At 69.9% G+C, this 22,500-nt stretch carries 18 protein-coding genes (2 of these 18 cut by a window edge); 4 read left to right on the top strand and 14 right to left on the bottom strand.

Going from position 1 to position 22,500, the window contains the following annotated elements; translation table 11 throughout:
* From AC3AOF_RS03165 to AC3AOF_RS03145, 5 genes are all read right to left on the bottom strand, one after another.
* Positions 1-791, bottom strand: partial view of a flavin-containing monooxygenase gene (locus AC3AOF_RS03165; protein WP_488347699.1) — the 5' portion only. The gene continues 832 nt to the left of window position 1, outside the view; the window shows 791 of its 1,623 coding nt (coding positions 1-791); its start codon is at positions 789-791; its stop codon lies off the left edge, out of view.
* A gap of 231 nt (positions 792-1,022) precedes the next feature.
* Positions 1,023-2,345: an MFS transporter gene (locus AC3AOF_RS03160; RefSeq protein WP_488347698.1), complete on the bottom strand. Its 1,323-nt coding sequence runs from the start codon at positions 2,343-2,345 to the stop codon at positions 1,023-1,025.
* Between the two features lie 203 nt (positions 2,346-2,548).
* On the bottom strand, positions 2,549-3,469 hold the full coding sequence (locus tag AC3AOF_RS03155) for a hydroxymethylglutaryl-CoA lyase (protein WP_236992070.1): 921 nt from the start codon (positions 3,467-3,469) through the stop codon (positions 2,549-2,551).
* Positions 3,466-4,659, bottom strand: a complete 1,194-nt coding sequence (locus AC3AOF_RS03150; RefSeq protein ID WP_488347697.1) for a CaiB/BaiF CoA transferase family protein — start codon at positions 4,657-4,659, stop codon at positions 3,466-3,468. Before AC3AOF_RS03150 ends, AC3AOF_RS03155 begins: the two co-directional genes overlap by 4 nt.
* A gap of 124 nt (positions 4,660-4,783) precedes the next feature.
* Entirely contained in the window at positions 4,784-5,653 is an 870-nt protein-coding gene (locus tag AC3AOF_RS03145) for a LysR family transcriptional regulator (protein ID WP_488347696.1), read from the bottom strand.
* 530 nt (positions 5,654-6,183) lie between these two features.
* Between AC3AOF_RS03145 and AC3AOF_RS03140 the strand changes: the two genes are divergently transcribed.
* The 4 genes from AC3AOF_RS03140 (at position 6,184) to AC3AOF_RS03125 (ending at position 13,287) form a co-directional block, all read left to right on the top strand.
* Positions 6,184-8,448 (top strand): ATP-binding protein, encoded by a 2,265-nt coding sequence (locus tag AC3AOF_RS03140; protein WP_488347695.1) that lies wholly within the window; start codon positions 6,184-6,186, stop codon positions 8,446-8,448.
* An 8-nt stretch (positions 8,449-8,456) separates the two neighbouring features.
* Positions 8,457-8,918: a response regulator gene (locus AC3AOF_RS03135; RefSeq protein ID WP_236992074.1), complete on the top strand. Its 462-nt coding sequence runs from the start codon at positions 8,457-8,459 to the stop codon at positions 8,916-8,918.
* Complete coding sequence (locus AC3AOF_RS03130; protein WP_236992075.1) at positions 8,911-10,674, top strand: response regulator; 1,764 nt, start codon at positions 8,911-8,913, stop codon at positions 10,672-10,674. Before AC3AOF_RS03135 ends, AC3AOF_RS03130 begins: the two co-directional genes overlap by 8 nt.
* A gap of 297 nt (positions 10,675-10,971) precedes the next feature.
* Positions 10,972-13,287: a xanthine dehydrogenase family protein molybdopterin-binding subunit gene (locus tag AC3AOF_RS03125; RefSeq protein WP_488347694.1), complete on the top strand. Its 2,316-nt coding sequence runs from the start codon at positions 10,972-10,974 to the stop codon at positions 13,285-13,287.
* 289 nt (positions 13,288-13,576) lie between these two features.
* On the opposite strand, the gene AC3AOF_RS03120 is transcribed toward AC3AOF_RS03125, so the two are convergent.
* The 9 genes from AC3AOF_RS03120 to AC3AOF_RS03080 form a co-directional block, all read right to left on the bottom strand.
* A complete protein-coding gene (locus tag AC3AOF_RS03120; RefSeq protein ID WP_236992907.1) occupies positions 13,577-13,909 on the bottom strand; it encodes a DHCW motif cupin fold protein in 333 nt (110 codons plus the stop codon).
* 244 nt (positions 13,910-14,153) lie between these two features.
* Positions 14,154-14,561, bottom strand: a complete 408-nt coding sequence (locus AC3AOF_RS03115; protein ID WP_236992077.1) for a hypothetical protein — start codon at positions 14,559-14,561, stop codon at positions 14,154-14,156.
* A gap of 121 nt (positions 14,562-14,682) precedes the next feature.
* Positions 14,683-15,669, bottom strand: coding sequence for an ABC transporter ATP-binding protein (locus AC3AOF_RS03110; protein WP_488347693.1), 987 nt, complete (start codon positions 15,667-15,669; stop codon positions 14,683-14,685).
* Positions 15,670-15,677: 8 nt separating this feature from the next.
* Positions 15,678-16,652, bottom strand: a complete 975-nt coding sequence (locus AC3AOF_RS03105; RefSeq protein ID WP_236992079.1) for an ABC transporter ATP-binding protein — start codon at positions 16,650-16,652, stop codon at positions 15,678-15,680.
* 11 nt (positions 16,653-16,663) lie between these two features.
* A complete protein-coding gene (locus AC3AOF_RS03100) occupies positions 16,664-17,518 on the bottom strand; it encodes an ABC transporter permease (protein ID WP_236992080.1) in 855 nt (284 codons plus the stop codon).
* Complete coding sequence (locus AC3AOF_RS03095) at positions 17,515-18,456, bottom strand: ABC transporter permease (protein WP_236992081.1); 942 nt, start codon at positions 18,454-18,456, stop codon at positions 17,515-17,517. Before AC3AOF_RS03095 ends, AC3AOF_RS03100 begins: the two co-directional genes overlap by 4 nt.
* A 296-nt stretch (positions 18,457-18,752) precedes the next feature.
* Positions 18,753-20,300 (bottom strand): ABC transporter substrate-binding protein, encoded by a 1,548-nt coding sequence (locus tag AC3AOF_RS03090; protein ID WP_488347692.1) that lies wholly within the window; start codon positions 20,298-20,300, stop codon positions 18,753-18,755.
* 32 nt (positions 20,301-20,332) lie between these two features.
* The gene (locus AC3AOF_RS03085; RefSeq protein WP_488347691.1) at positions 20,333-21,481 is read right to left on the bottom strand and encodes an NAD(P)/FAD-dependent oxidoreductase; all 1,149 of its coding nucleotides are present in this window, start codon (positions 21,479-21,481) and stop codon (positions 20,333-20,335) included.
* Positions 21,481-22,500, bottom strand: partial view of an FAD/NAD(P)-dependent oxidoreductase gene (locus tag AC3AOF_RS03080; protein WP_488347690.1) — the 3' portion only. It continues 372 nt past the right edge of the window; only the last 1,020 of its 1,392 coding nucleotides appear in the window; its start codon lies off the right edge, out of view — the gene reads right to left on this strand; the stop codon is at positions 21,481-21,483. The genes AC3AOF_RS03085 and AC3AOF_RS03080 overlap by 1 nt, the downstream gene beginning before the upstream one ends.

Below are 22,500 nucleotides of genomic sequence, written 5' to 3'. Positions count from 1 at the left end.
TCGAAGACCGAGCGGTCCGAGAAATCGAAGGGATGGCCGTTCGGCGCCGCGCGGGCTTTGGCGCGCAACTCCGACGAATTCTCGCGCACCCACGCCTTGAGCGCATCGTCCATCGGGCCGTTGCGGGCCGGCACGCTGTAATTGGCGGTGCGCTGGAATACCGTGAGATGGGCGGCTTGCGCGGCGATGACCGGAGTCGCCTGGATGCCGGTCGAGCCGGTGCCGATCAGCCCGACCCGCTGGCCCGAGAAGTCGACGCCGTCATGGGGCCAGCGGCCGGTATGGTACCAGGCGCCCGAGAAGCTTTCGAGGCCAGGGATCGTTGGTACGTTGGCACTCGACAGGCAGCCGACCGCGGTGATCAGGAATTGCGCCTCGAACCGCTCGCCGCTCTCTGTCGTGACGATCCAGCGATTGGCCGCTTCGATGTAGGTGGCGCCGGCGACGCGGGTGCCGAGCTGGATGTCGCGCCGTAAGGAGAAGCGGTCGGCGACATGGTCGAGGTAGCGGCGGAGCTCGCCGTGCTCAGGGTAGCGCTCGGTCCAGTCCCATTCCTCCTCGAGTTCGCGCGAGAACGAGTAGGAATAGTAGTAGCTTTCGGAGTCGCAGCGTGCGCCCGGATAGCGGTTCCAGTACCAGGTACCGCCGATGCCCTCGGCCGCCTCCAGCACCCGCACCGACAGGCCGAGCCGGTCGCGCAGCAGATGGAGCTGATACAGGCCGGAAAACCCGGCCCCGACGATGATCGCGTCGTAACGACGGACGGGAGCGGCCTCGTTCGGCTCTCTCATGGCGTCGGCGTCTCCCTGTCCGAAGACCGTGACGCCCGTGGGCGCCCAGCTCCGTGATATCGGCTCCCGCGGAAACGGCGTGACCGCGGCTCCTGTCCGATCAGGCTAGCAAGCGACCGGCGTCTCGACCACGCGCAGTGAGCGCGCGCCACCCATGAAGAGGGATCAGGTGACGGAGCCGGGTGCCGCGTGGCCGATCCGCCCACGCGGCGGGTCGACACCGCCGGTCGTTCAGACGCTCCGGTCGTTGCGGCGCAGGCTCTCGGGCATCGCGAAGAGCAGGAGTCCGGCGGCGACGAGGCAGAGGCAGCCGATGCCGTAGAGCGCCGGGGTGGTGGAGCCGGTGAGGTCCTTGACCCAGCCGACCATGACCGGGCTGACGATGCCGCCGAACTGACCCAGCGTGTTGATGAGCGCGATGCCGCCCGCCGCGCCGACACCGGTGACGAGCTTCGCCGGCAAGGTCCAGAAGGTCGGGATCGACGCGACGATACCGGAGCCGAGCAGCGCGAGGGCGATCATCAGCGGGACGATCTCTCTGTCGAACAGACCGGCGAGGAAGAAGCCGAGGGCTGCGGCGACCGCCAAGCCGGCGACGAATTTCAGCCGCTCGCCCGAGGCGTCCGACAGGCGCCCGATGACGATCATGCTGACCGCACCGCAGATGTAGGGAATCGCGGTCAGGAAGCCGACCGAGGCGGCGGCCCCGCCGCTCGCGGTCTTGATCAGGTCCGGGCCCCAGAAGTTGAGGCCGTAGGAGCCGACCTGAAGCAGGAAATAGACGAGGGCGATGAGCAGGAAGCCCGGCTGCCTGATCGCGCCCCACAGCGAATGGTCGCCGATGCCGTGGTTATGGTGGGCGATGCGGGAGGACAGAAGATCCTTTTCCTCGGCCGAGAGCCAGCGCGCGTCGGCGATCCGGTCTTCGAGGCGGGTGAGCACCAGGGCCCCGAGGATCAGGCAGGGCAGGCCGCCGGCGAGGAAGAGCCATTGCCAGCCGGCGAGGCCCGCGACGCCGTTGAGACCGCCGAGGATCAGCCCGGCCGCCGGCGCGCCGACGATGCCGGCGAAGGCCGAGGCGACGAACATGAACGAGGTGACGCGGCCGCGGAACGAGGCCGGGAACCACAGGGTGAGATAGTACAGGATGCCGGGGGCGAAGCCGGCCTCCATTGCGCCGATCAGGAAGCGCAGGACGTAGAAGTGCCACTCGGTGCGGATGACGATCATCAGCGCGGTGGCGATGCCCCACGAGATCATGATCCGGGCGATCCAGCGCCGCGCGCCGACCCGGTAGAGGGCGAGGTTCGACGGCACCTCGAAGATCACGTAGCCGACCACGAACATGCTGGCGCCGAGGCCGTAGGCGACGTTGCTGAAGCCGAGGTCGCTCTGGAGCTGGAACTTCGCGAAGCTGATGTTGATGCGGTCGAAGAACGCGAACAGGTAGCAGATCATGATCAGCGGCATCAGCCGCCAGGCGACCTTGCGGATGACGGCCGCCTCGGTGAGGGCGTCGGGGCCGGCGAGCGGGCCGGCGGTGGCGATGGCCATGGGATTTCCTCCGGGCTTGGGTGGAGCCTTGGCCCGCGATGCGGGCATGAGTAGAGCCATTGCCCGCGATGCGGGCTTGGGTAGAGCCATTGCCCGCGATGCGGGCACGGGGGCGCCTTCGCCCGGGGGACGGGCGGGGCGGGTTTTGCGGTCCGGTGAGATTCGGCGAGGCTGCCTTCTTCCGGGCGGCGCGCGCGCCGGTGTCAGGCCGCCTTGAGCGGCGGGGCCGGGTGCAGGTCGCGCGGACGACCGGCCTTGGCGACCTGGCCCGGTCCGTCATGGCCGACGAGGCGGGGCAGGTCGCGGGACAGGGCGATGAGGGCGTCGAGGTCGAGGCCGGTCGACAGGCCCATCTCCTCGGCCATGCTCGCGAGGTCCTCGGTGCAGATGTTGCCGGTGGCGCCGGGCGCGAACGGGCAGCCGCCGAGGCCCCCGAGGGCCGCGTCGAACCGGCGTGCGCCGGCGTCAAAGGCCGCGAGCACGTTGGCGAGACCGCAGCCGCGGGTGTCGTGGAAATGGAGCGTCAGGCGGTCGGCCCCCACCAGCGGCAGCACCCGGGCGACGAGGCGGGCGACCTGGCGCGGATTGGCCATGCCGGTGGTGTCGGCCAGCGTCACCCCGTCGACCCCGAGCGCCAGATAGCGCTCGACCTGGACCAGCACCTTGTCCTCGGGCTGGAGCCCCTCGAACGGGCAGCCGAAGGCGGTCGCCGCGGTGGCGTTGACGCCGACCTCGCCCCGCACAGTTTCCATGATCGCGGAAAAGCCCCGGATCGAGGCCTCCGGCGTCATGCCCATATTGGCACGGTTATGGGTCTCGCTCACCGAGGCGACGAGGTTGATCTCGTCGGCGCGTGCGGCGAGGGCCCGCTCGGCGCCCTTCGGGTTCGGCACGAGGGCGACGTAGGTGGCGCCGGGCCGGCGCGCGATCCCCGAAAACACCTCGGCCGCGTCGGCGAGCGCCGGTACCGCCTTCGGCGAGACGAAGGACGAGACCTCGATGCGGGTGAAGCCCGCCGCCGACAGCGCGTCGATCAGCCGGATTTTTTCCGCGGTCGGGACGAAGACCGGCTCGATCTGGAAGCCGTCGCGGGTCGCGACCTCCTGGATGACGATCCCGCTCACGCCACGGCTCCCGTCTGGCGCAAGGCGGCGATGCCGGCCTCGTCGAAGCCGAGGTCGGAGAGCACCGAATCGGTGTGGGCGCCGAGGGCCGGGCCCTGCCAGCGCACGCTGCCGGGGGTCTCGGACAGCTTCGGCACGATGCCGGGCATCTTCACCCTCGTGTCGCCGGGCAGGTCCGCCTCCAGGATCATGTCGCGGGCGTTGTAATGCGGGTCGGCGACGATGTCGGCGACCGAGTAGATCCGCCCGGCCGGCACCTCGGCGGCGTCGAGCACCGTCAGGGCCTCCGTCACCGTGCGGCATCGGGTCCAGTCGGCGATGACGCCGTCGAGCATCCCGGCCTGTTTCGAGCGGCCCTCGTTGTTGCGCAACGCCGGATCCTCGGCGAGGTCGGGCCGGCCGATCGCAGTCATCAGGCGGCGGAAGATCGGATCGCTGTTGCCGGCGATGACGACGAAGCCGCCATCCCGGCTCGGATAGGTGTTCGAGGGCGCGATGCCCGGCAGCGCGCCGCCGGTGCGGGTGCGGACCTCGCCCAGAAGGTCGTATTCCGGCACCAGGCTCTCCATGACGTTGAACACGCTCTCGACGAGCGAGACGTCGATCACCTGGCCGGCGCCCTGGCCGGTCTTGACCCGCAGCAGGGCCATCAGGGCGCCGATGACGCCGTGGAGCGAGGCGAGCGTGTCGCCGATGCTGACGCCGACCCGGGCCGGCGGGGTGCTCGGGTCGCCGGTGGTGAAGCGCAAGCCCCCCATCGACTCGCCGATCGCCCCGAAGCCGGGCCGGTCGCGATAGGGCCCGGTCTGGCCGTAGCCGGAGATGCGGACCATCACGAGGTTCGGGTTGAGGGCCGAGAGCACGTCCCAGCCCAAGCCCAGTTTCTCGAGCCCGCCGGGCCGGAAGTTCTCGACGACCACGTCGGCGCTCTGCGCGAGCTGCTTGACGATCGCGAGGCCCTCAGTCGACTTGAGGTTGACGGCGATCGACTTCTTGTTGCGCGACTGCAGATACCACCAGAGCGAGGTGCCCTCGTGCATCTTGCGCCACTTGCGCAGGGGATCGCCCTCGCCGGGGGGCTCGACCTTGATCACCTCGGCGCCGAACTCCGCCATCAGGCGGGTGGCGAAGGGCGCGGCGATCAACTGGCCGAGTTCCAGGACGCGAATGCCCGCGAGCGGTCCGCTCATGACGTCTCCTCCGATGCGATGTGTCTTTGAACCATCCATAATTGAAGAACGCGGGCCGGATCCAACCGTATCTCGCGAGCGACCGTTCTCTCCAGGAGAACGCAAAGGGTCGAACGGGACGCCGTCAGGGCGGTGCCGGCCGGGCCAGATGCGCGACGAGGAGGCCGGCGGCGGGCGAGAGCGTACCCGGTCGCGTCACGATGATCAGCTCGCGATCGGCCCATGGGTCGGTCAGCGGCACCGCCACGAGCTGCATCGCACCGCCGATCAGGCCGAAGACCCGCTCGGGGATCACGCCCAGGCCCATATCGGCCTGGACCATGCGGCAGACCGCGTCGAAGCCCGGGACGTGCACCCGCAGGCGCAACGGGCGGCCGATCCGCTGCGCCTCGGCCCGGACGCTGTCGTAGATCGAACTCTGGGCATGCAGGCCGATGAAGTCGTAGCCGAGCGCTTCGGCGAAGGCGAGGCTCGCCCGGCCCGCCAGCGGATGCTCGGCCCGCATCACCAGGACGAGTCGGTCGCGCCGGTAGAGGGTGGAGCGCAGGTCGAGCGCCGCGACGGTCCCCGAGCAGATTCCGATCTCGGCCGCGCCCTCGGCGACGCCCCGGATCACGCCGCCGCTCGGCCGCTCCTCCAGGTCGATTCTGATCGCGCCCTGCCTTGCCTGGAAGGCCCGCAGGTCTTCGGGCAGAAACTGCACGATGGCCGAGAGGTTGGCGAGCATCCTGACGATGCCGCGCACTCCCTCCGCGTGCTCGGCGAGTTCGAGGGCGATCTGCTCGGCGCTCGCCAGCATGCGACGGGTGTGGTGCAGCAGCGTCTCGCCGGCCGGGGTCGGGCGCATGCCCCGCGGCTCGCGGGTGAGCAGGATGCAGCCTAAGGCCCGTTCCAGCTCGGCGAGGCGCTTGCTCACCGCCGAGGGCGCGATCACGGCGGCCCGGGCCGCACCGTTGAGCGTCCCCTCCTGGCAGATCGCCGCGAACAGCCGCAACGTCTTGAGGTCGAGGCGGTTGAGGAGACCGGGGATAGGAAGCTCGTCGGGAATGGCCCGCTCCCGTCGTCGATGGGGCGCTCGGATGGGATTTTTCGCCTATTCCGGCTCATCGAAGATCATATGCGGAGTCGGACCGACGCGCCAACGCGCATCGTTTCGGTCCGGCGCGGCGTCTCGCCGATCCGCGCCTGGAAGATTGGATGTCAGCCCTTCGCCTGCGTGAGGGCTCACACTTCTTCGGCCGCGGCCTGCCTGCAGGCGAGGATCTTTCCGTGTTTCTGAGGGGATATCGGAAATATTTCCGGGCGGCGACACCGATACATCGATCGATTTGCACCATCACCCGCATGATCGATAGCCGCCCGGCAGGAGAGCAGCCCGTACGGGATACCGCTGGAGAACCTGAACGCCCGAGAAATTGTCATTGCTGTGCCGGATTCGCGCACTGGTGGGACTGGCGAGCTTCCCTTAAGGTGTCCGAGTAGAAACCGGTTCGGATCCGAACGGCGCGAGGGGCGAGGGCGGCCATGCGGTCTGTGCAACCGGCGGAACTGACGGCCTGCGACAGGGAGCCGATCCACATTCTCGGCACCTTGCAGCCGCACGGCTTCCTGCTGGCGCTCGAAGGACCGGAGCTGCGCGTCGTCCAGGCCAGCGCGAACCTGCCCGACCTGCCCGGACGTCCCGCCGCCCAGGTCCACGGCCTACCCTTGAGCCAGGCGCTGCCGGAGGTCGGGGCCCCGATCGTCCAGGTGCTGACGACGGATCTCGGCCAGGGTCTCGGACAGGACGGCGCGGCCTATCTCGGCACGCTCACCCTCGAGACGGGGGAGGGACTGCGCGCCTACGACCTCGCGGCGCACCGCTCCGGCGGCCTCATCGTGCTCGAATTCGAGGAGAGCGCCGGCGAGGCCACGGCGGGCAACCTCGACATGCTCTACCCGCGGCTGCGCGCCTTCATCGAGGCGCTGCACGGGGCCGGGACGGTGGAGGACCTGTGCGGGCTGCTGGCCGCCGACATCCGCCAGCTCACCGGGTTCGACCGTGCCCTGGTCTACCGCTTCGACCGCGACTGGAACGGCACCGTCGTGGCGGAGGACGGCAACGGCGTGCTGCCGGCCTATCTCGACCTGCGGTTTCCCGCCTCCGACATCCCGGCCCAGGCCCGCGAACTCTATCGCCGCAACCGCCTGCGCATCATCCCGGACGCCGCCTACGATCCGGTTCCGATCGTCCCGGCTCTCACGCCCTCGACCGGGGCGCCCCTCGACCTCAGCCAGTCCGTCCTGCGCAGCGTCTCGCCGGTCCATGTCGAGTACATGCGCAACATGGGCACGGCGGCCTCGATGTCGATCTCGATCCTGGTCGAGGGGGCGCTGTGGGGGCTGATCTCCTGCCACAACAAGACGGCGCGGCGGGTGCCGCTGCCGACCCGCAACGCCTGCGACATCCTCACCCAGACCTTCGCCCTGCAGCTCGCCGCCAAGGAGCGCGGGGCGCTCGCCGAGCAGCGCCTGACGCTCGGGGCGATCCAGGCGCGGCTCCTCGCCTTCATGGCGGAGGAGGAGAACTTCGTCGAAGGCTTCCTCAAGCATCCGGAGGACGTGCTGGCCCTCACCGATGCCGGCGGCGCGGCGATCGTCACCGGCCAGCGCTGCCACCTGATGGGCCGCACCCCCAGCGAGCGGCAGGTGCGGGGCGTCTACGAATGGCTCTCGGCCGAGCATGGCGGCGAGGCGGTCCACGTCACCGAGGCGCTGGGCGAGGAATACCCGCCGGCCAGGACCATCGCCGAGACCGCGAGCGGCCTCCTCGCCATCTCGATCTCCGAGAAATATGCCAGCTACGTGCTGTGGTTCCGGCCCGAGGTGGTCCAGACCGTGCGCTGGGGCGGCGATCCGACCAAGGCCGCCTCCAAGGATCCGGCCGGTGGGCCCGACCGGCTGCACCCCCGGCAATCCTTCGAGACCTGGAAGGAGACCGTGCAGGGCCGCTCCAAGCCCTGGTCGGTGCCGGAGGTCGACACCGCCAAGGATCTGCGCGCCGCGGTGCTCGGCATCGTGCTGCGCCGGGCCGAGGAACTGGCGGCGCTGACCGAGGAATTGCAGCGCTCGAACAAGGAACTGGAGGCCTTCTCCTACTCGGTCAGCCACGACCTGCGGGCGCCGTTCCGGCACATCGTCGGCTATGCCGAGCTCCTGCGGTCGCGCGAGGGCGACAAGTTCTCGGAGCGCGGGCGGCGCTACGTCGACACCATCATCGAGGCGGCGTTCTCCGCCGGAACCCTCGTCGACAACCTGCTGACCTTCTCGCAGATGGGGCGCAACGCCCTCAACCGCATTCCCTGCGACATGAGCCAGCTGGTCGAGGACGTGCGCCGTAAGATGATCCGCGACATCCCGCTCGAACGGACGATCCGCTGGCGGGTCGGGCCCCTCGGCCGGGCCCAGGCCGACCCGGTGATGATGCGGCTCGTGATCGAGAACCTGTTGTCGAACGCCGTGAAGTACACGCGCGGCCGGCCCGAGGCGGTGATCGAGGTGACGCGCGAGGCCGACCGCGACGGCGAGGCGGTGTTCTGCGTGCGCGACAATGGCGTCGGCTTCGACATGACCTATGTGAACAAGCTGTTCGGGGTGTTCCAGCGCCTGCACCGGGTCGAGGAATTCGAGGGAACCGGGATCGGGCTCGCCAACGTCCGGCGCATCGTCGAACGCCATGGTGGACAGGTCTGGGCCGAGGGGAACCTCGGCCAGGGGGCGGCCTTCCATTTCACGCTCCCCCTCCGTTAGAGATCGCCATGGCCGACCTCAAGCCGATCCTCCTCGTCGAGGACAACCCCAACGACATCGAACTGACCCTCGCGGCGCTCGAGAAGAGCCAGCTGGCGAACAAGATCGTCATCTGCCGCGACGGGGCGGAAGCGCTCGAATACCTGCGCCGGCAGGGTCCGCACGCCGAACGGCCGGCTCAGGACCCGGCGGTCGTCCTCCTCGACCTGAAGCTGCCCAAGGTCGACGGGCTGGAGGTGCTGGCGGCGGTCAAGGGCGATGCGCGCATGCGGGCGATCCCGATCGTGATGCTGACCTCGTCCCGGGAGGAGAGCGACCTCGTGCGCTCCTACCAGCTCGGCGTGAACGCCTTCGTGGTGAAGCCGGTCGGGTTCAAGGAATTCTTCGAGGCGATCCAGGATCTCGGCGTGTTCTGGGCCGTGCTCAACGAGCCGCCGCCCCACCGGAACGACTGGGCCTCCGGTGAGTGACGTAACGGTGGCGGAGGATGGGGGGGCCCCGTTGCGCGTCCTGCTCCTCGAGGACAGCGACCTCGACACCGAGCTGCTGAGTGCGGTTTTGGAGGATGCCGGACTCATCGTCGCCGTCGAGCGGGTGATCACCCGGGACGCCTTCGCGGCGGCGACGATGCGACGCTGCCACGACATCATCCTGGCCGATTACGTGCTGCCCGCCTTCGACGGCATGAGCGCGCTCGCCGCCGCCCGCGAGAATTGTCCGGAAGTCCCGTTCGTCTTCGTGTCCGGCACGCTCGGCGAGGAGGTGGCGGTGGAGGCACTGAAGCACGGCGCCACCGACTACGTGACCAAGCAGCGCCTCGACCGGCTGCCGCGGGTCATCCTGCGCGCCCTCTCGGAGGCCCGCGCCCATCTGCGCCGCCGCGCCGCCGAGCAGGCCCTGCGCGACCTCAACGAATCCCTCGAGCAGCGCGTCGCCGCCCGGACCCGGGAGCTCGCCGACACCAATGCGGCGCTCCAGCACCAAATCCGTGAGCGCGAACGGATCGAGGACGCCCTGCGCCAGGCCCAGCGCCTCGAGGCGGTGGGCCAACTCACCAGTGGCGTCGCCCACGACTTCAACAACCTGCTCACGGTGATCGCCGGCAACATCGAGTTCCTGGAGCGGGCGGTCTCGGACGAGCGCTCGAAGCGCCGGCTCGACATGATGCGGGGTGCGGCCGAGCGCGGCGCCCGGCTCACCGCCCAGCTCCTCGCCTTCTCGCGCCGCCAGAAGCTCGCGCCGGTGCCGGTGCAGCTCAACCAGACCGTCGCGTCGATGCGCGACCTGCTGCAGAGCTCGATGGGCGGCTCGGTCCGCATCGAGATGACGCTGCAGCCCGACCTGTGGCCGGCCCTCGTCGATGCGACCCAGATCGAGCTCATCATCCTCAACCTCGCGATCAACGCCCGGGATGCGATGGCGGTCGGCGGCTGTCTGACCATCGAGACCGCCAACGTGCAGCTCGACGCCGAGCCGGCCCGGCCCGAGGAGCCGAGCCCGGGCGACTATGCCATGGTGGCGGTGAGCGACACCGGCACCGGCATCGCGCCCGACGTGCTCGCCCGGGTATTCGAGCCGTTCTTCACCACCAAGGATGTGGGCAAGGGCTCCGGGCTCGGCCTCGCCCAGGTCTACGGCTTCGCCAAGCAGTCCGGCGGCGGCGTGCGCATCGAGACCGTGCCCGGCGAGGGCACCTCGGTGCGGGTCTACCTGCCGCGGGTGGCGGCGGAGGCTCCCGTGCACGAGGTGCACCCGGTCGCGATCGATTGCGCCGGCATCCGCGACGGGAGCGACAAGCGGGTGGTGCTGGTCGTCGACGACGACGGCGACGTGCGCGACATCACGACGACGCGCCTCGGTGAGGCCGGCTACGCGATCCGCGAGGCGGGTTCGGGCCTCGCGGCGATCCAGGCGCTCGAAGCCGACCCGTGCGTCGACCTCGCCGTGCTCGATTTTGCGATGCCGGGGATGAATGGGGCCGAGGTCGCGACGGTGATCCGGAGCCGCTGGCCGGCGATCCAGATCCTGTTCGTGACCGGCTACGCCGACCACACCGCGCTCGCCCGGATCGACGGCGGCACCGAGGACCGCGTGGTGCAGAAGCCGTTTCGCGGCGAGGACCTGGAGCGCAAGGTCGCGTCGATTCTGGAGCCGCGACCGCGGCTGACCCTGGTGAGCGGCGGCGTCGAGGCGCGGGCGCGGACCAACGGGATGGGTCGGGGGTAAGGCGAAGCCGCGTCAGCAGCGCCGCAGACGCTTCCGATCCGACGTGCTAGGCTCGCCCCGATAAGGACCTCAAGTCGCACGCTCGACCGGTCCACGGGAGGATGAACGCCGCATGGCAGGACCCATGGTGACATCCATGGCCGGAGCCCGAACGCTCCGGATCCGGAGCGCCGCCCAGGCGGGACCGGACACCGTCCGCCGTCGCATCCCCTCGATCACGCGAGTCTCCCCGTGTGCCGGCCTCCATGCCGCGCGCCCGCTCGCGCATCCCGTTCAGCATCGCATCGCGAGGTTTACATGACAGTGACCAAATTCGGTCTCGGCCAGCCTTTGCGCCGGGTCGAGGATCGTCGGCTGATCACCGGCGAGGGCCATTACGGCGACGACCATGCCCCCGCGGGTTGCCTGCACGCGGCCCTGCTGCGCAGCCCGCACGCCCATGCGACCTTCACGATCACCGACCTCGAGGCCGCCCGGGCGATGCCCGGCGTGCACCTCGTGCTCACCGCCGAGGACGTGGCCGGCCTCAACGACATCAAGTGCCAGGCGCCGCTGCCGAACGGCGACGGCAGCCAGAACCACGTCGCCCACATCCCGGTGCTGGCCAAGGGCGCCGTCAAGCATATCGGCGACGCCGTCGCCTTCGTGGTCGCCGACACCGTCGCCCAGGCCCGCGACGCCGTCGAGGCGATCGGCATCGACTACGACGTGCGGCCGGCGGTGGTCGGCATCCGCGGCGCCGTCGCTGGCGGCGCCCATGCGGTGTGGGACCAGCAGCCCGACAACGTCTCGTTCGACTCGACCATGGGCGACAAGGCTGCGGTCGATGCCGCCTTCGCCAAGGCCGCCAAGGTGGTGAAGGTCGAGGTCGAGAACCAGCGCCTCGTCACCAACTACATGGAGACCCGCAGCGTCGTCGCCGAATACGATGCGGGCACCAAGCGCTTCACCCTCACCATCCCGAGCCAGGGCGTCCACGGCCTGCGCAAGACCCTGATGGGCGTGCTCGGGGTCGAGAAGGAGCAGATCCGCGTCGTCACCGGCGATGTCGGCGGCGGCTTCGGCACCAAGACCTTCACCTACCGCGAATACCCGCTGGCGGCGGAAGCCGCGCGCCGGCTCAACAAGCCGGTGAAGTGGGTGTCCGAGCGGGGCGAGCACTTCGTCGCCTGCGCGCAGGGGCGCGACAACCTCTCGGTCGGCGAGGTCGCGCTCGATGCGGACGGCACCTTCCTCGCCATGCGCTTCGACGTGATCGGCGATCTCGGCGCCTACCTGTCGCAATACGGGCCCTACATCCCGTATCTCGGCGCCACGATGCTGACCGGCGTGTACAAGACCCCGGCGGTCCACGTGCGGGTGCGCGGCGTCTACACCAACACCGTGCCGGTCGACGCCTATCGCGGCGCCGGGCGGCCGGAGGCGGCCTACCTGATCGAGCGCCTGGTCGACCGGGCGGCGCGGGAGACCGGGATCTCGCCGGCCGAGATCCGCCGGCGCAACTTCATCCCGCCGAGCGCGATGCCCTACACCACGCCGATCGGTGACCGTACCTACGATACCGGCGATTTCGCCGCCCATATGGGCCGCGCCGTCGAGGCGGCGGACTGGACCGGCTTCGAGGCCCGCGCCGCGGAATCCCGCGCCAGGGGGCTCGTGCGCGGCATCGGGCTTGCCACCTACATCGAGTGCACCGCCTGGGGCGAGGGCGAGGACGTGAAGATCACCCTCGACCAGGATGGCGGCGCCACGGTCTATGTCGGCACCCAGTCGAACGGGCAGGGCCATGCCACGGCCTATGCGCAGTTCGCCGCCGAGCATCTCGACCTGCCGCTGGAACGCATCCGCGTGGTGCAGGGCGACACCGACAAGGTCGCCACGGGTGCCGGCACCGGCGGCTCGCGCTCGATCCCCGTCGGCGGCATCTCGGTCGGCGCCGCCTCGAAGAACCTCGCCGGCAAGCTGAAGGAGCTCGCCTCCGAGGAACTGGAAGCAGGTATCCAGGATCTCGAGATCGCCGAGGGCGCGGTGCGGGTCGCCGGCACCGACCGGTCGATCGACTTCGCGGCCCTGGCGGCCTTGCCGAAGGCCACCGAGGCGATGCGGACGGGCCAGGGCGACTTCGTGCCGCCGAGCGCGACCTACCCGAACGGTACCCACGTCGCCGAGGTCGAGATCGACCCCGATACCGGCATCACCACGATCGTGCGCTACACCGTCTGCGACGATTTCGGCATCGTGGTGAACCCGTTGCTGCTGGCCGGCCAGGTCCATGGCGGGGTGGCGCAGGGCATCGGCCAGGCGCTGCACGAGCGCACGGTCTATGACGAGGCCGGCCAGCTCCTGACCGCGAGCTTCATGGACTACGCCATGCCGCGGGCCGGAGACGTGCCGTTCTTCCACTTCGAGACGAAGAACGTGCCCTCGACCACCAACCCGATGGGCATCAAGGGCGCCGGCGAGGCCGGCAGCATCGGCTCCTGCCCGGCGGTGATGAACGCGGTGGTCGATGCCCTCGACCGCAGCGTGGGCCTGCGCGACATGGACATGCCGGCGACGCCGGCGCGGATGTTCGCGGCCCTTGAGCCCTTGCGCAAGGCCGCCGCCGCCTGACGGCGACGGTTCGGACGCGATGATGCTGCGGCGCTCGGCTTCCTGGCCGGGCGCCGTTTTCATGGAGGCGTCAATCCAGCCTCCGGTACCTGACGATATTCGATCGGCGCCTGCCGATTCGATGCCAACGGTCGTTGGAACCGGCTGCTTATATCAGCCGATCTGCGAAATCTGACTATCGTCAAAGACCAATCATCTTGGTCTTGCGAGTCGCCGATTTCGGCCCAACCCGGTCTCATCGAGCCAGTTCTCCGCATCCCGGAAGCCGCCATTTGAATGCGGCCCGTGCTCAATCGACAATGAATAATTTTGCACCTGTGCGAGTCGACGAGCGATGTGCGGCATCGCCGAAATCCGAAACTTGATAACTCATGCCGGGCACAAGCGTGAAAGTGCGGCCGTCACGCAGCTCCGTCTCGAGCTCCCCCTCGATGACGAGAAGAATGTGGCCGCGATCGCACCAATGATCGGCAATATAACCAGGTGAATATTCGACCATGCGGACGCGGATATCGCCGATCTGGAATGTACGCCAGAGCGCGCTGCCGACTTCACCGGAATGCTCGGATGCCGGAACCGCGGACCAATCGACAACAGTGAACGGAAGTCCAGGTATTTTCATATCATCACCGCCATGATCGATCGATCGATCGTGCGATGCGTGCTTGAATTTGTCACTCCATTTCGGAGATGAATTTTGGCGGCGATCGCGAGTCTTCGTCTCGGGATCGGGCGGACAGGACAAACGTATGGCGGCGTCCCGGGCCGGTCTTGCCGATGCAGGAAGGCGCGAGACGCGGCACGGCCTGTGGAGCGCGGGCGGCGTCGCGCCACCAGGGCGTCTCGCCCCGGCGGCGCTCGCCCGGTCAGCAACTGAGCTTGCGGCCCTCGCGGAAGCCGTGGACCTGGAAGTGCTTGTAGCCGGACTCCATCTTGCCGGCGAGTACGGCGCGGGCCACGTCCGGGTTGCAGCGCAGGTACTCGCGCTCGTTGAACGCCGCGGCGCCACGGGGCGGCCCCTGATCGCGATAGTCCCGGTCGCGGTCGCGAGAGCCGTAATCGCGGTCGCGGCGGTAATCGTCGCGCCGGCCGTAATCGTCGCCGCGATCCCGGTAGCCGCGGTCGCGATAGTCCCGGTCGCGGTAGTCGCCGTCGCGGCTGCGATACTCGCGGTCGCGGGAGCCGTAATCCGGCCCCCATGACTGGGCCGAGGCGGTTCCCACCGCGCCGATCAGGCCCAATCCTACGACCGCCACCACCCCAATCGTCCTCATCTGCCGTCATCCCCCTTCATGCAAGGCGCTTCGTCGCCGCTGGGGAAGCTAGAGCAATCAGGGCCGAAAGGGATAGCGCCGTCATGTCTCGGGACGGTGGTGGTCTGCGCAGAGACGGCCGTCACCCCTCGCCATAGAGGTGGCAGGCGACCGTGCGGCCCGGCGCCGCCTCGCGTAAAGCGGGCGCCTCGGTGCGGCATCGGTCGAAGGCGCGAGGGCAGCGGGGATGGAAGTGGCAGCCCGCGGGGGGCTTGAGCGGCGAGGGCGGCTCGCCCTCCTGGAAGCTCATCGCCACCGGCTGCTCCGGGTCCGGCACCGGGGAGGAGGCCTTCAGGAGCTGGGTATAGGGGTGAAGCGGCTCGCCGAAGAGCGGTCCCACGGGCCCGCTTTCCACCACCCGGCCGAGATACATCACGGTGACCCGCTGGCAGAAATGCCGGACCACGCCGAGATCGTGCGAGATGAACACGAAGGCGAGGTTGCGGGACTGCCGCAGCGATTCGAGCAACCGCAGGATCTGCGCCTGGACCGAGACGTCGAGGGCCGAGACCGGCTCGTCGGCGAAGATCAGGTCGGGCCCGAGCGCCAGCGCCCGGGCGATGCCGATGCGCTGGCGCTGGCCGCCGGAGAATTCATGCGGGAAGCGCGCGGCGGCCGTGGCCGGAAGCCCGACCTCGGCAAGCAGCCCCGCGACCCGCTCCTTCAGTTCCGCCCCGCGCGCGAGGCCGTGGACCCGAAGAGGCTCGCCCAACGCCTCGCCGATGCGCTGGCGCGGATCGAGGGAGGAGGCAGGGTCCTGGAACACGATCTGCATCCGCCGCCGCAGGCGCCGCATCGCGCTCGCGGGCGCGGCGAGCACGTCCTGCCCGTCGAACCGCACGGCGCCGCCGTCGGATTCGGTGAGCCGCAGGGCCACCCGCGCCGTGGTCGACTTGCCGCAGCCGGATTCGCCGACGATACCGAGCGCTTCGCCGCGCCCCACCGTGAACGACACCCGGTCGAGGGCGCGCACCAGGCTGGTCTTCGCGACCGGGAAGCCGCGGCGGATGGTGAAGGTCTTGGAGAGGTCGCTGACCTCGAGCAGCGGAGACTCTTGCACGGGGGTCATCACAGGGGTCATGCAGCCCTCACCCAGCAGCGCACCGCGTGGTCCGGCGCCCCCGTGAGCGGCACCAGCGGCGGCCGCTCACGGCAGCGCGCCTCCGCCAGGGGGCAGCGGCCCTGGAAGCGGCAGCCCTCCGGCATCTCCGGCAGGGTCGGCACCGTGCCGGGGATCGCGGCCAGCTCCTGCACCCGGTCGACCCGCGGCATCGCCTTGAGCAGGCCTTCCGCGTAGGGGTGGGTCGGCCGGGCGAAGAAGGCGCGCACCGGCGCGCTCTCGACCACGTCGCCGCCATACATCACCATCACCCGGTCGGCGACCGAGGCGACGACGCCGAGATTGTGGGTGATGAGCAGCACCGCCAGCCCCTCGCGGCGCTGGATCTCGGCGAGCAAGGCCAGAACCTGCGCCTGGATGGTGACGTCGAGCGCCGTGGTCGGCTCGTCGGCGATCAGCACACGGGGGCTGCAGGCGAGCGCCATGGCGATCATCACCCGCTGGCGCATGCCGCCGGAGAAGTGATGCGGATAGGCGTCGATCCGCTCGGCGGCCGAGGGCACCCGCACCCGTTCGAGGAGGGCGATCGCCTTCTCACGCGCCGCCGCCTTCGACAGGCCGCGATGGCGCCGCAGCGCCTCGGCGATCTGGAAGCCGATGGTCAGGACCGGGTTGAGCGAGGTCATCGGCTCCTGGAAGATCATCGCCAGGCGGTCGCCGCGCATCGCCTCGCGCTGGCTCTCGCTCGCCGCCCGCATGTCGGTGCCGTCGACCACGATGGAGCCCGACGCCACGCGGCCGACCTTGGGGGCGAGCAGCCCCATCACCGAGAGGGCGGTGAGGCTCTTGCCGCAGCCCGATTCGCCGACGAGGGCCAGGGTCTCCCCGCCCGACACCGAGAACGACACCTCGCGCACCGCGTCGTACCAGGTGCCGCCGACCCGGATCTGGGTCGTCAGCCCGTCGACCCTGAGCATGTCCGTCGGCGTCATCGAAGGGGTTTTCATGGGGCCCCCCGCGGGTCGGTGGCGTCGCGCAGGCCGTCGCCGATCAGGTTGAGGCCGATCATCACGGCGAGGATGGCGATGCTCGGGAAGATCGACAGCCAGGGCGCGTCGAGCAGGTTGTCGAAGCCCTCGCGCACGATGCTGCCCCAGGTGGCCGTGGGCGGCGGCACGCCGAGCCCGATGAAGGCGAGGGTCGATTCGGTGCGGATCGCGGTCGCGAGCCAGAGCGAGGCCAGCACCACCACCTCGTCCATGATGTTCGGCAGGATGTGGCCGAACATGATGCGGAGGTCGGAATAGCCGAGCGCCCGGCAGGCATCGACGAAGTCGCGCTGGCGCATGGCCAGCGTCGAGCCCCGCGCGATGCGGATGAAGGCCGGCACGGCGGTGACCGCGATGGCGAGGATCAGGTTGCCGAGGCTCGGACCCAGCACCGCCACCAGCATCAGCCCCATGATGAGCTGCGGGAAGCTGAGCAGCACGTCGGTGGCCGCCGTGATCAGCCGGTCGGGCCAGCCGCCGAAATAACCGGCCACCACCCCGATCACCGTGCCCAAAACCACGCCGATGAGGGTGGCGACGAAGCCGACCGAGAGCGAGATCCGGGCGCCCCAGATCACCCGCGAGAGCACGTCGCGCCCGAAGAAGTCGGTGCCGAACCAGTGCTCGGCCGACGGGCCCATCAGGGCCGCGACCGGGTCCTGCTCGTTCGGATCGTAGGGCGCGATCCAGGGCGCGAGGAGGGCGAGGGCGACGACGGCGACCACCGTGACGGCGCCGATCATCAGGCCCGGCGAGCGGGTGGCCCGGCGCCAGGCGCTCGGGGCGGCGGAGGCGGCCGCCGCGCTCATTGGGCCGAGACCCGCGGATCGACGAGGCCGTAGGCGATGTCGGTGAGCACGTTGGCGACCACGATGGCGAAGGCGGAGACGACCATCAGGCCCTGCAGCAGGCTGTAGTCGCGCTGGGTCAGCGCGGTGACGATCAGCTTGCCGAGGCCGGGGCGGTTGAACACGATCTCGGTCAGCACCGCGTTGCCGATCAGCACCCCGAGATAGAGCCCGACCACGGTGACCACCGGCACCAGCACGTTGCGCAAGGCATGGCGCCAGACCACGATTCGCGCCGGCATCCCCTTGGCGCGGGCGGTGCGGACGTAATCCTCGCCCAGCGCCTTCAGCATCCCCGAGCGGGTGACGCGGGTGACGTAGGCGACCATCAGGAGGCCGAGATTGAGCGCCGGCAGCACCAGGGCGCCGAGCCGGTCGAGGATGCCGCCGGTGCGCGGGGTCGAGATGACCGGGAACCAGCGCAGCTGCACGGCGAACGCGATCAGCAGCAGGATGCCGGACACGAAGGCCGGGAAGGACACGCCGGCGAGCGACACGATGCGGGCGAGCCAGTCGGCGAGCCCGTCGCGCCGCCGCGCCGCCATGACCCCGAGCGGTACGCCCACCCCGACGCCGATGGCGACCGCCGCGAGCGTCAGCTCGATCGTGTAGGGCAGGACGTGGGCGACATCCTCCAGCACCGGCCGGTTGGTGGTGAGCGAGCGGCCGATATCGCCGGTGGCGATCTGGCCCATGAAGGTGAGGTACTGGACCACGATCGGCCGATCGAGCCCGAGCTTCGCCCGCAGGTCGGCCCGGGCGGAGGCGCTGGCCTGGTCGCCGAGGATCACGATGGTCGGATCGCCCGGGACCACCCGCACGAGCACGAACACCACGGTCAGCACCGCCACCAGCGTCGGGATCGCCAGGAGGAAGCGCTTGAGGATGAACTGGAGCATGGGCGGGCCGGGGGGTTGGAGGTGATCACGCTGCCGGATCAGGCGCGGGTCTCTCCTCTCCCCGCGGGCGGGGAGAGGGCCGTGTCCCCGTCCAGGGGACACGGCGAGTGGAGGCGCAGCCGGAGCGAGGGTGAGGGGGTCTCAACGGATGAGGCTCCTCTGGAAACACCCCCTCACCATCGGCTGCCGCCTCGCTGCGCCCTCTGAACGAGGGCACAGCCCTCTCCCCGCCCGCGGGGAGAGGGGATGCGCACGACCCATCGCGAGAAACGAGCAAGTCTTGGATCGAGAAATATTTACTTCTTGTCCGTCATCTCGGTGATCACCGGCCCCAGGTGGATCGCCCCCTTGAAGTCGTAGCCGTAATCGACCGACTTCTTGTGCGCCCAGACCTGCAAGCCTTCCGAGAGCGGCACGGCGCAGACCTGCTCGATGATCTTCTCCTGCGCCGTCTTCCACAACGCCTTCTGCTTCTCCGGATCCGGCTCGGTGCGGGCCTTGCGGATCTCGGCATCGGCCGCGTTGCAATGCGAGAAGTTGGTCACGGCCGTCGGTGTGCCCACCGTCGAGGCCGAATCGAAGAACTGCGTCAGGTAGGTGTCGGCGACGGGGAAGCGCGCCGCGGCGTAATAGACCGCATCCGACAGGTCCTTGCGGATCTGGGCGTGGAAGGTCTGGTGGTCGACGACGTCGAGCTTCAGCTCGATCCCGGCCTTCTTGAGCTGGCCCTGCACGATCTGCATCGCGGTCAGCATGGTCGGCAGGCTGGTCTGGATCGCCGTGATGGTGATGCCGTTCGGGTGGCCGGATTCGGCCAGGAGCGCCTTGGCCTTGGCGAGGTCGTAAGGAGGCAGCGGCGCCTTGTCGTCGGTGCCGAGATAGCCCTTCGGGATGATCGACACCGCCGGCTCGGTGACGCTGGCGCCCTTGAACTGGACGATCTGCGCCTGGCTGATCGCGTGGGCGACGGCCCGGCGTACCCGCACGTCGTCGAGAGGCTTGTGGGTGGTGTTGAGATGCAAGAGCGCCAACTCCGCCGGCCGCACGATGTCGACCGACACGTCGGCCTCGCGGGCGAAGCGTTCGGCCCAGCGCTGGTCCTGGCGGCCATAGACCACGTCGAGCTCGCCCGAGGTGAAGGCGAGGTCGCGGGCCGCATCGGCCGGGATCAGTCGGTAGAGGATGCCGCCGAGCTTCGGCTTGCCGCGAAAGTAGTCCGGGTTGGCGGTCAGCCGCACGCTCTCGTTCGGCTTGTACTCGGCGAAGGCGAAGGGCCCGGTGCCGATGGGCTTCAGGCGGAAGTCGTTGCCCAACGCCTCGACGGCCTTGCGGCTGAGCACGTTGCCGCCGTGGTAGTTCGCCACCAGCCCGAGCAGCGACGGCACCGGGTGCTTGAGGGTGATCCTGACGGTGTAGGGGTCCACAGCCTCGACCGTGTCGAAGGCGGCGTAGTCGGTCGAGAACGACGAGGTCTTGGGATCGGCGGCGCGCTTCAACGAGAAAACCACGTCGTCGGCGGTCAACTCGCCGTAACCGCCGTGGAACTTGACGCCCTTGCGTAAGGAGAAGGTCCAGATGCGGCCGTCGTCCGAGCGGGTCCAGGATTCGGCGAGGTCCGGCTCCAGGGTCTCGAGGCTGGTCGAGCCCGGCTTGAAGCGCACAAGGCCGTTGAAGATCCAGGACACGACCGGCTTGTCCTGGGTGCTGGTGGCCCGGAACGGGTCGAGCTGGCTGACATCGGCCGCCGCCATGCCGATACTCAGGGTCTTGCCCGGCGCCTGGGCCAGCGCCGGCGCGGGGCCAAGCAGGGCGAGGGCGGCCGCGGTGAAGAGGAAACGTCTCATCGTGGTGATCCCCCTGGGTCGTTCTTGTCTCGTCAGTGCTCGATCTCCCCCTCCGACCGGTACGGCCCGCGCCAATCGGCGAAGCGCTCGATCCGGAACGGATGGAGAGGAGAGGCGGAGCGGCCTTGCGTCACGAGTTCCGCCAGGATTTCGCCGACGACCGGGCCGAGCTGGAAACCGTGGCCGGAGAAGCCGAAAGCATGAACCAGGCCGGGCGTGGTGCCGGACGGCCCGATGACCGGGATGTGGTCCGGCATCTCGCCGTCGAGCCCGCTCCAGCTGCGGATGACCTGGGCGTGGGCGAGGTCCGGGATCAGCATCAGGGTCTTGTCCATGGCGCCGAGCGAGGTCGCCGCCACCGGCCGGGCGAGGCCATCGACGCTGTCCGCCGTGCCGCGCCCGCCGCCCAGGACCACGTTGCCGCGCCGGGTCTGGCGCACGTAGACGTCGCCGCCCACCACACCGATCGACCGGGTGACGAGAGGGGCCAGGGGCTCGGTCACCACCATGTTGGGGGAGAGCGGCGCCACCGGCGCCGCCTCGCCGAACCAGGCCGCCACCGCACCGCCATAGGCGCCGGCGGCGTTGACGAGGCTGCGACTCTTCACGCTCACACCTTCGGCTTCGACCGTGAAGCCGGATCCGTCATGGGCTGCATGATGCACCGGCGCGTGCTCGCGCACCTCCGCCCCGAGGCGGCGGGCGAGCCGCGCGAAAGCGGGCCCCACCACCCGCGGATTGGCTTGCCCGTCGGTGGGCGAGAGCGAAGCGCCGACGACTGCCGGGCCGAGCCATGGCATTTCGGCGCGCAATGCGTTCGGCCCGACGAGCTGGAGGTCGAGCCCGTATTCGGCGGCGTCGCGGGCATAAGTCTCCAGCAAAGCCATGTCGGATTCGGCCCGCGCGAGCTTGATGTGGCCGGTCGCCTCGAACCCGACATCTTCGCCGAGCTTGGCGTTCAGGCCATCCCACAGCACGCGCGCGCGCTGCGACAGCGGCAATTCCGAAAAGTCGCGGCCCTGTTGGCGCACGCCGCCGAAATTCACCCCGCTGGCGCCGGCACCGCAGAGGCGCTTCTCCAGCAGGGCCACGGTCAGTCCGGCCTCGCGCAAGGCCACGGCGGCGGCGCAGGCCGCGGTGCCGCCCCCGATGATCGCAACGTCGACGGTGAGGCGTTCCATCAGACCGGCTCCCGCAGCGGAATCGGCTTGATCGGCGCCTGCCCGCGCAGCCGCCCGACCGCCTCGACCGGCACGTTCAGCGTCCGCGCCAGGATCTCCGCGGCGGCGTGGCCGCAGACCCGGCCCTGACAGCGGCCCATCCCGGCCCGGGTCAGGGCCTTGAGCCGGTTCATCTCGTGGGCGTCCCGCTCGGTCGCGGCCCGCCGCAGGGTGCCCGCGGTGATGCCCTCGCAGCGGCAGACGATCTCGTCGTCCGCGATCTTGTCGACGAGGTGGTGCGGGTAAGGGTAGGCCGCCTCCAACGCCGCACGGAAACCCGCCTGCCCGCGGAGCAGCCGGTCGAGCCTGGCTTCACGACCAACGTCGCGGGGTCGGCCGAGATCGGCGAGGACGGTGAGCGCCGTGCGCTCGCCCTGCAACTCGGCCACGTCGGCGCCACCGATGCCGCTGCCGTCGCCGGCGAGATAGACGCGCGGATGCGAAGAACGGCCCTCGGGCGAGCGCTCCGGCTGCCATTGCCGCGTCACCGGCTCGAACACGAAGCGGCATCCGGCGAGATCGGCGGCTTGCGCCTCGCTGCGCAGGCCGAACGAGGCCCCGACCGCGTCGCAAACCACCCGATGCCGGCGCCCGCGCGCATCCTCCCAGGCCAGAGCTTCGACCTGGTGATCGCCCTCGACCGCGAGTGCCCGCACGCCGGAGCGCACCGGTATCCCGCGCAACGCACCCGCCAGGGTATACCAGACCCCCTTGGCCAGGGTCGCCGGCAGGGCCGCGAGGCGCGGGGCCGCCTTCACCTTCGCCCCGAGCGGCGTGGCGTCGAGCACGGCGACGACCGTCGCCCCCGCCTTGGCGTATTGATAGGCGACGAGCGGCAGCAGCGGCCCGGCCCCGACGAGGGCGACGCGCCGGCCGATCGCCATGCCCTGCGCCTTGAGGGCGATCTGCGCCGCCCCGAGGGTGAAGACCCCCGGCAGGGTCCAGCCCGGGAAGGGCAGGGCGCGGTCCATGGCGCCGGT

This window comes from Methylobacterium sp. 142-1Y (genome assembly GCF_057747795.1).
The sequence above is the reverse complement of the archived record's forward strand: the minus strand, read 5'-3'. Positions and strand labels throughout refer to the sequence as shown.